Origin of the sequence: Collinsella sp., from assembly GCF_052346665.1 — a bacterium.
Classification (GTDB): domain Bacteria; phylum Actinomycetota; class Coriobacteriia; order Coriobacteriales; family Coriobacteriaceae; genus Collinsella.
Genome location: NZ_DAWDUX010000002.1, coordinates 64,052 through 73,443, shown reverse-complemented (window position 1 = coordinate 73,443; position 9,392 = coordinate 64,052). Strand labels below are relative to the sequence as shown.

At 62.0% G+C, this 9,392-nt stretch carries 6 protein-coding genes, 1 tRNA gene and 1 pseudogene; 7 read left to right on the top strand and 1 reads right to left on the bottom strand.

The annotated features are described in order from the left end of the window. A pseudogene (locus ACT8II_RS00905) lies at positions 1 to 425 on the bottom strand (hypothetical protein); the annotation flags it as partial. Positions 426 to 546: 121 nt separating this feature from the next. Here ACT8II_RS00905 and ACT8II_RS00900 point away from each other — a divergent pair. The 7 genes from ACT8II_RS00900 to ACT8II_RS00870 all read left to right on the top strand — a co-directional run bounded on the left by ACT8II_RS00900 (position 547) and on the right by ACT8II_RS00870 (position 9,378). Beyond that, positions 547 to 630: transfer RNA gene (locus tag ACT8II_RS00900), tRNA-Leu, on the top strand. Positions 631 to 699: 69 nt separating this feature from the next. Next, on the top strand, positions 700 to 1,995 hold the full coding sequence (gene tig / locus ACT8II_RS00895) for a trigger factor (protein WP_443812800.1): 1,296 nt from the start codon (positions 700 to 702) through the stop codon (positions 1,993 to 1,995). A gap of 229 nt (positions 1,996 to 2,224) precedes the next feature. Continuing rightward, positions 2,225 to 2,845, top strand: a complete 621-nt coding sequence (locus ACT8II_RS00890) for an ATP-dependent Clp protease proteolytic subunit (RefSeq protein WP_118653733.1) — start codon at positions 2,225 to 2,227, stop codon at positions 2,843 to 2,845. Next, positions 2,845 to 4,263 (top strand): ATP-dependent Clp protease ATP-binding subunit ClpX, encoded by a 1,419-nt coding sequence (clpX, locus tag ACT8II_RS00885; RefSeq protein WP_118653732.1) that lies wholly within the window; start codon positions 2,845 to 2,847, stop codon positions 4,261 to 4,263. The genes ACT8II_RS00890 and clpX overlap by 1 nt, the downstream gene beginning before the upstream one ends. 22 nt (positions 4,264 to 4,285) lie before the next feature. Continuing rightward, positions 4,286 to 6,997 (top strand): valine--tRNA ligase, encoded by a 2,712-nt coding sequence (locus ACT8II_RS00880; RefSeq protein WP_330006412.1) that lies wholly within the window; start codon positions 4,286 to 4,288, stop codon positions 6,995 to 6,997. A 191-nt stretch (positions 6,998 to 7,188) separates the two neighbouring features. After that, positions 7,189 to 7,998, top strand: coding sequence for a formate/nitrite transporter family protein (locus ACT8II_RS00875; protein ID WP_443812799.1), 810 nt, complete (start codon positions 7,189 to 7,191; stop codon positions 7,996 to 7,998). Positions 7,999 to 8,007: 9 nt separating this feature from the next. Beyond that, a complete protein-coding gene (locus ACT8II_RS00870) occupies positions 8,008 to 9,378 on the top strand; it encodes a bifunctional folylpolyglutamate synthase/dihydrofolate synthase (RefSeq protein WP_443812798.1) in 1,371 nt (456 codons plus the stop codon). The last annotated feature ends 14 nt before the right edge of the window (positions 9,379 to 9,392 follow it).

Below are 9,392 nucleotides of genomic sequence, written 5' to 3'. Positions count from 1 at the left end.
CGAGGAAGATATGCATCGGCTATGACATACGGCAATCCCGACAGCATGGAGGCTTTTCCTGTCAGTACAATCTTGTAATTCGGTTTAAGTGGACCGCAATTAAATCCGCCCAGAGAGTGGGGGAGGGCAAACATGCAGTACATGATTGCCTCCATGGGCGAACGACTTGAGCCCGTTGCAACGGATATGGCTTGGCGTGCCGCCTCTCTTCCCGCAACCCATTTTGAATCGGAATGGTACTTGCGTATTTCCTCAAGTGAGGTAGCGGGCTCGCAATCATAATATCCGCTTGCCTTGCCGATGAAGTCCAGCCCATCGTCATCTTCTTCGGCAACATTGCGTTCGGGAAGAGACCACGATCCGGTGAGTTCTTCAATAAGGGTGAGCTGCTCGGCAAAAGTCAGCTCTCCCGCTAAATCGCACACGAGCGCAGCTGGAGATGTATGCAGGGGTATGTGCAGCTGTGATGCGGGTTTTTGACGCTTCTTGTTGCAGACAAGCGCGTAGCCGTTCTTTTTGCTATTATGTTCGCCTGTGTGACTAGCTGCGGGCGTGGCGGAATTGGTAGACGCGCTGGATTTAGGTTCCAGTGGGGTTCCCGTGAAGGTTCGAGTCCTTTCGCCCGCACCACACACGCACACAAGGTACCAAAGGGACCCCGGCACCCACATATGCCGGGCATGTATTAGAGGAGGAACGTTGAACATCACTTCTGACGTGAAGGACGCCAAGCTTACCGCCACGGTCACCATTCCGGCTGCCGACGTCGACGCGGCCATCAAGAAGGCCTACAAGGAGGCTGCCAAGAAGTACCGTTTCCCCGGCTTTCGCGCCGGCAAGGCCCCGCGTCCCGTGATCGACTCCGCCCTGGGTAAGGAGGCCGTGCTCGCGCAGGCCACCAATGAGCTGATCGGCGCCAACGAGGGCAACGTCCTCAACGAGCTTGACATCGTTCCCGTCAAGGAGGGCGATTACCAGGAGATCGACCTGTGCGTCGATGGCACCGACTACACCTATGTGGTCGAGTTCACCCTGCGCCCCACCCCCGAGCTCTCCTCTTACGATGCCGTTGAGATCGAGATGCCTCCCGCGGAGGTCACCGAGGCCGAGATCGACCAGCAGGTCGACATGCTCATGGGTTACCACGCCACGTTTGAGGACGTCGAGCGTGGCGTCGAGGCCGCCGATTATGTGACCGTTGACATCAAGAACGTCGCCAACGCCGAGGCGCTCGCCGGCGAGGGCCGCATGATCGCCATGGGTTCCGGTAATCTGCCGAAGGAGTTCGACGAGGGCTTGATGGGCATGAACGTCGACGAGACCAAGACCATTTCTTGGACGCCAGAGGTCGAGGGTGCCGAGGAGGCTTCCGTCGAGGTCACCGTCAAGAGCGTCAAGGAGCGCAAACTCCCCGAGCTTACCGATGAGTTCGCACAGACCAACTTCGGCTTCGATGGCATTGACGCCATGCGCGACGCCGTGAAGCTCGAGATCGAGTCTGACAAGTCTTCCCAGCTCCCGCAGCTCAAGGAGAATCGCGCCGTCGCCAAACTTGCCGAGCGTCTTCAGCTTGACGAGATGGACGAGGACTACGAGCAGTCCGTCTTCCAGGAGCTCGGTCAGAATTTCCTGCAGAGCCTCTCCGCTCGTGGCATGAGCCTCGACGGCTGGCTGCAGGCCAACCGCATCAGCTCCGAGGAGTTCATCTCCGACCTGCACCGTCAGGCCAACGACGTTGCCCGCGAGTCCCTCGCCCTCGACGCGCTCGCTCGCGAGCTCAAGGTCGAGGTCACCGACGAGGATGTCAACGGCGAGTTCGAGCGCGCTGGTGTTGAGGACGTCGAAGCCTCCAAGGCTCAGTTCCTCGCCGAGGGCCGCATGCCCGCTATTCGCGATTCCATTCGTCGTTCCAAGGCTGTCGACTGGTTGGTCGAGAACGCCAAGGTGACCGAGGTCGACGAGGCCGCTCGCGCCGCTGAGGCCAAGGCCGAGTAGCGTATCTGCGTCACGCCCGCCGGACTCTGTGCTCTCGCATGGCCTTCGGCAAAAATGGCGTATCATAAGCGGCTGTACGGCTGATTTGCGTACGGTGCCCATCGCGCTCGGCGGGATTGGGCACCGTACGTTTCTATCGAGTGCCAAATGTTCTTCAGCGTTCACTCGATGACGACCAAACAGCATCTTCAGGCGCCGATTCGCGGCGTCTTATCCCGAAGGGAGCCATATGATCCATCGCATCGACTCTGCGCTCGTGCCTTACGTCGTCGAGCAGACTCCTCGCGGAGAGCGCAGCTACGACATCTATTCGCGCCTGCTCAACGACCGCATCGTCTTTTTGGGCGAGGAGGTCAATTCGGTGACCGCGAACCTCGTGATCGCCCAGCTGCTGCATCTTGAGAGCCAGGATGCCGAGAAGGACATTTCGCTCTACATCAACTCGCCGGGCGGTGAGGTTTATTCGGGCCTTGCCATTCTGGATACCATGAATTACATCAAGCCCGATGTTTCCACCATCTGCGTTGGCATGGCGGCGTCAATGGCTGCGGTTCTTCTTGCGAGCGGTGCCAAGGGCAAGCGCTTCTGCCTGCCCCATTCCAAGATCATGATCCATCAGCCCAGCGGCGGTGCCCAGGGCCAGCAGACCGAGATTGAGATCGCCGCCCGCGAGATCCGCGAGACGCGCACCACGCTCAACCACATTTTGGCCGATGTCACGGGCAAGCCTTTTGAGCAGGTTGAACAGGATACCGAGCGTGATCATTACCTTCGCGCCGATCAAGCCCTCGAATACGGCCTTATCGACCGCATCGTGACCTCCCGCAACGACTCCGGGAGCGAGCGCTAATGGCGGGGGAGGACTTTGGCCGTACGCCGGGCTCCGATGGTGAGGTTCCGGTCCGCTGCTCATTCTGCGGCAAGACGCAAGATCAGGTGCGCAAGCTCGTGCGCGGACACGACGGCATGTTCATCTGCGACGAGTGCGTTGAGGCGTGCAATGAGATTCTCGAGCAGTCCTTTGCCCAGGACGAGATGATGCGCGCCTTTGGGGCCGCTTACGCTGCTCAACAGGATGGGGCTGCCACGGTGGAGCCTCCGGCAGAGGAGGCTCCCGCGCCGACCATGCGCGAGACTGCCTCAAAGCTCATTACGCGTGTTCCCACGCCGCATGAGATCTATGATGCCCTGTCGCAGTACGTCATGGGTCAGGAGGACGCTAAGCGCGCCATGTCCGTGGCGGTGTACAACCACTATCGTCGCGTGCTCGAGGGGGATGCGTCGGATGCCGCTGCCCGTGGTGCCCACGCTGCGTCCCTGGACGAAGATGTCGAGCTTGCCAAGAGCAATATCTTGCTGCTCGGTCCCACCGGCACCGGCAAGACGTTGCTCGCCCAGACGCTCGCCCGCGTGCTCGAGGTCCCGTTCGCCATCGCCGATGCCACGGCGCTCACCGAGGCGGGCTATGTGGGCGAGGACGTCGAGAACATCCTGCTCAAGCTCATCACCGCCGCCGACGGCGATATCGATCGCGCGCAGATCGGCATCATCTACGTCGACGAGATCGACAAGATCGCACGCAAGGCGGAGAACCTCTCCATTACGCGCGACGTCTCCGGTGAGGGCGTGCAGCAGGCGCTCCTCAAGATCCTTGAGGGTACCGTCGCGAGCGTCCCGCCCACGGGCGGACGCAAGCACCCTCAGCAGGAGCTGCTCCAGATCGACACCACAAACATCTTGTTCATCTGCGGTGGCGCGTTCGTGGGACTCGACAAGATCATCTCCGACCGCGTGGGAAACCAGGGCGTCGGTTTCAATTCCGAGATCGCCGGCCCCACGTCAAAGGACGAGAATGTGCTCCTTAAGCAGGTGCTTCCCGAGGACCTCAACAACTTTGGCATGATCCCCGAGTTCATTGGCCGTACTCCGGTGATCACCCAGACCCAGGCCCTCTCCGAAGATGACCTGGTGGGCATCCTCACGGAGCCCAAGAACGCCGTGGTCAAGCAGTATCGCCGCATGTTTGCCATGGAGGGCGTCGAGCTCGTGTTCGAGGCCGAGGCTCTGCACGAGATCGCCAAGAAGGCACTTGCCCGCAAGACGGGCGCTCGCGGCCTGCGCAGCATCTGCGAGGAGCTGCTCCAGCAGACGATGTTCGACCTGCCGAGCGAGCAGGGCGTGAGCCAGGTTGTGGTGACCGCCGCCGCTGTTCATGGTGACGAGCAACCCCGCCGCGTTTACGAGGGATCCGACATCGACCTGGACTAACGTATCCATAGGAAGGACACTCATGGCAGAAGAGATGCCCAAGAATTACGATCCGGCGGTCAATGAGCCGGCGATCCTCAAGAAGTGGCTCGATGGCGGCTACTACAAGCGCCGCGAGGGCGTGGGCGACTGCACCGTCACCATCCCGCCGCCCAACGTGACGGGCATCCTTCACATGGGCCACGCCACCGACGACTCCATTCAGGACGCCATTGTTCGCATGGCCCGCATGCGCGGTCGCTCCACGCGTTGGATTCTCGGCACCGACCACGCGGGTATCGCCACCCAGACCAAGGTCGATAAGAAGCTCAAGTCCGAGGGCATCTCCCGCTTGGAGATCGGGCGTGACAAGTTCATCGATGCCTGTTGGGATTGGACGCACGAGTACGGCGGCACCATCGTCGAGCAAATCAAGCGTATGGGCTGCTCCGTCGATTTCGACGGCGAACGCTTCACCATGGACGACGAGTACGCCGAGGCGGTGCGCAAGGTCTTCTGTGATTGGTACCACGATGGCCTGATCTACCGTGGCAAGCGCATCGTTAACTGGTGCCCCAGCTGCACCACCGCCATCTCCGACGATGAGGCCGAGTACAAGGACGAGAAGGGCCACCTGTGGCACCTCCGCTACCCGCTGACCGAGCCCGTCAACGGCCAGGAGTACATCGTCGTGGCCACCACGCGCCCCGAGACCATGCTGGGCGATACCGGTATCGCCGTGTCCAGCAAGGATCCCGAGAAGGCTGCCTTCGTGGGCAAGACCGTCAAACTCCCGATCGTGGACCGCGAGATTCCCATCTTCGACGACTGGCATGTGGATCCGAACTTCGGCTCCGGCTTCGTCAAGGTTACCCCGGCGCACGACCCCAACGACTACGCGATGGGCGAGGCCCACGGCCTGGAGAAGATCAACATCTTCGACGAGCATGCCGTGGTGGTCGAGGGCTACGGTGAGTTCACCGGAATGACCCGCGACGAGTGCCGCGAGGCTGTCCTCGCTTGGTTCGAGGAGCACGGCCTGCTCGACCATATCGAAGAGCACGATCACTCCGTCATGCACTGCTACCGCTGCGATAACACGCTCGAGCCCTGGCTCTCCGAGCAGTGGTTCGTCGCGGTCGACAAGTTGAAGGCCCCTGCGCTCGACGCTGTGCGCGACGGTCGCGTGACCTTCCACCCCGCCCGCTGGACCGACACCTACACCACCTGGATGGAGAACCTGAAAGATTGGTGCATCTCCCGCCAGCTGTGGTGGGGTCATCGTATCCCCGTGTTCTACTGCGAGGAATGCGGTTGGGAAGACGCCTGCATGGACGACGTCACCGTCTGCCCCAAGTGCGGCTGCACCCACGTTCACCAGGACGAGAACGTGCTCGACACCTGGTTTAGCTCCCAGCTGTGGACCTTTGCCACGCAAGGGTGGCCGCAGCACCCCGAGCAGCTCGAGGGTCATCACCCCACTACGGCGCTCGTCACCGCACGCGACATCATCGCGCTGTGGGTTGCCCGCATGGTCATGAGCTCCCTGTACTTCCTCGACGAGGTGCCGTTCCACGATGTCGTGATCTACCCGACGATCCTTGCCAAGGACGGCAGCCGCATGTCCAAGTCCAAGGGCAACGGTGTGGATCCCATGGACCTCATCGACATGTACGGCGCCGACGCCATGCGTTTCAACCTGCTCACGCTGTGCACCACCAACCAGGACGTCAAGTTCGACGCCGACATCGACAAGAAGACCAAGGCACTCAAGGGTTCCGCCCGCACCGAACAGGCCCGCTCCTTCGTCACCAAGATCTGGAATGCGAGCCGGTTCCTGCTTATGAACATGGATGGCTACACCCCGGGCGAGCCGGTTGCCGAGACCGCTGCCGACGCCTGGATGTTCAGCCGCCTCGCGAAGGCCGCCCAACTCGTCACCGAGGGCATTGAGCACTATACGTTCGGCGAGATGGCGCGCGGTGTTCAGAACTTCTTCTGGAACGAGGTCTGCGACTGGTACGTCGAGGTCACCAAGACCCGTCTTAAGGATGACGCGGCGCGCCTCCAGGCCCAGCGCAACCTCATGTTCGTCCTCGACGCCTCTCTGCGCCTGATGCACCCGCTCATGCCGTTCGTGACCGAGGCCATTTGGGACCAGATGCCCGCAAGCTGGCTCGACGTGAACGAGGACGGTTCGATTGAGCGCGCCGAGGCTCTCATGATCGCCTCCTGGCCCGAGCCTGCGGACCTCGCCCGTTTCATCGACGAGCCCGCCGAGCGCACGTTCGAACTTGCGCGCGCACTCGTGTCCGATGTTCGTTCCACGCGCGCCCGCTATCGCATCTCCCCCAAGCAGGAGTTGCGCTGCGAGGTCAAGGCCGGCACTGCCGAGGTTGCCGAAGACATTATCGGCATGGCCGACTTCATCCGCGGATTGGCCAATGTGAGCGAGCTCGTGGTTCTCACGGCCGATGAGTTCGTGAAGCCCGAGAAGGCCATCGCTCTCGCTGGTCCGGATTTCGACGCCTACGTCGTCATGGGTGATCTTGTCGATTTCGACGCCGAACGCGCCCGCATGGAGAAGGAATTGAAGGCTGCCGAGAAGGAGCTCGCAGGCGCCGAGCGTATGCTCGGCAACGAGGGGTTTGTGGCGAAGGCCGCCCCCGAGGTCGTTGCCAAGAAGCGCGAGCGTGCCGCTGAGCTGGTGGAGACCATCGCTGCCATCAAGGCGCAGCTTGAGGACTTCGCATAGTCGGCTTTCCCAGACACCCCATCTCCGGTCGAACCTAAAGGCTTATGTACGTCCGTACACCGCGCCTTTACGTTCGGCCGGATTTGGGGCACCTGGAAAACCCTAGACATGGATACAACTGAGATAGGTTACTCCCCAGCTGCGCCCCGGATGCAATTGGGGCCAGTGCCGGTAGTATGGGGAGGGCACATATGTCAGATAACGAAAACGGCACGGTGATGCTTCCACCGGCGAAGACGCAAGAGGCATTCGTCCATATCGGCTTTGCCAAGGCGCGTCTCACGCGCGGTCGGGCGTTCGTTTTGGCGATCCTAGCCGGCGCATTTGTGGCCCTGGGCGCGTCGTTCATGCTCATGGTACGGTCCGATGTGTCGCTTTCCCCGACCATCTCGCTCGTTTTGGGCGGTCTCGCGTTCTGCCTGGGCCTGTTTTTGGTGCTCGTTGCCGGTGCCGAGTTGTTCACCGGTAACTGCCTCATGGTTATCGGCGCGCTCGATGGGCGGTATCCGCTCGTTCGTATGCTGCGTAAATGGGCGATTGTGTACGCGGGCAACGCCGTGGGAGCCCTTTTGGTGGTCGTGTTGCTCCTCGTTTCGGGCTTTGCCGAGATGCAGGGAGGAGCCGTCGGCGAGCTTGCTTGCTCGGTCGCGGCATCTAAGGCGTCCTTAAGTCCGGTCGTCGCGTTCTCGCGCGGCATCCTGTGCAACGTGCTCGTTTGCCTTGCCGTGTGGATGGGCAGCGCTGGCAAGACGGTGTGTGACAAGCTCGCTGCCGCCATACTGCCCGTGGTCGCCTTTGTGGTCCTGGGTTTTGAGCACTCGGTCGCGAACATGTTCTTTCTCCCGCTTGGCTTGGTTATCGAGGCGTTGTGGGGCGGTTCGTCCGTGGTGGTGCTGGGGGTTGCCTCTAATCTCGTGTTCGTCACGCTTGGCAATATCGTGGGCGGCGTCGCGATCGCTGCCGCGTACTGGTTTGTGTACGGCCGCGAAGATCGCAATTAGGAGGGCTGCATGAAGCGCCAGGGAGTCTATAGCGTTCCGTTCGAAGTGGCCGAGCTCGCCTATGATGACGCGGTTGCCATCGCTGCCGATACCGGCAAGATCTCCGGCGACGCGGGCCCGCTGCTCGAGACGGTGGTCGATATGCTCGAGGAGCTTGAGCGCCCCGATGAGCACTTCGATTGCATTCAGGTCGCCGGAACGAACGGCAAGACATCCACCACGCGCTTTGCCGCGGCCATCCTGCGTGGCGAGGACAAGCGAACCGCCCTGTACACGTCTCCCCAGCTGGTGCGCTACGAGGAGCGCATGGAGGTCGACGGCGCCGTGGTCAAGCCCTCAGAGTTCGCACATGGCGTGTCCGTCGCGGCTGAGGCGGGTCGTCGGGTGAACGCGCATCGCGTCGCCGCCGGGGAGCCATCCTACACGATCACGCCGTTCGACCTGCTGACCGTGGCGGCGATGGTGGTGTTCGCGGAGGCCCGCGTTGACGTGGCGGTGCTCGAGGTCGGCCTGGGCGGGCGCTGGGACGCCACGAGCGCGACTGATCCCGTTGCCGTCGCGATCACGGGCATCGGCCTCGACCATACGCGTATTCTGGGTGACACGCTCGGGCAGATCGCGTGCGAGAAGGCGGCGGTCATCAAGCCGGGTCGCTTTGTGGTTTTGGGCGAGGGTACGCATGTGCCGGAGGTCCAGCGCGTCATGAACGAGCGCTGCGCTGCATGTGGCGTGACGCCCTGGGTCGTTTCGCACGAGACGCTCCGCGAGCCCGATCGCATTGGGGGCGTCGTGTCGTTTCGCACCCGGACCCCCCGCGCGGAATATCGCGTGGACATGCGCAAACCTGCATATCAGCCGCAAAACGCCGCGTGTGCCATCGCGTTGGCCGAGGGATACCTTGGATGCGCTCTGAACGTCGGCGCGCTCGAGAGAAGCCTCGACTCCTGTCCCATACCGGGCCGCTTCGATGTGGCCCGCACCGACCCGTTGGTGCTCGTCGACGCCTGCCACAATCCTCAGAGTTGCGAGAACTTTGTGCGCGCACTCAACGAGGTGGAGCCCTGCATGTCCAATCGACCCGCCCTGCTCATCGCCGCTCTTTCCGACAAGGATGTGTCGGGCATCGTCGATGTGCTCGTGCCGGCGTTTCCTCAAATCGTCATCGCGCAGACCGCGAGCGACCGTGCGATGCCCGCGGGGGAACTCGCGGATCTCGTGCGAGCCAAACTCGGCTCACTGGGTCGCGATGAGGGGGATGTGCTTTCCGTCTTTGAGGACGTCGCATCTGCGCTCGATTGGGCAACTGCTTCCGGGCTGGAGCTGGTCGCGGCTGGTACCATCACGCTGGCGGGGGAAGTCGCCGGCCTTCTGCGGCGTTAGGCCATCCGATTCTC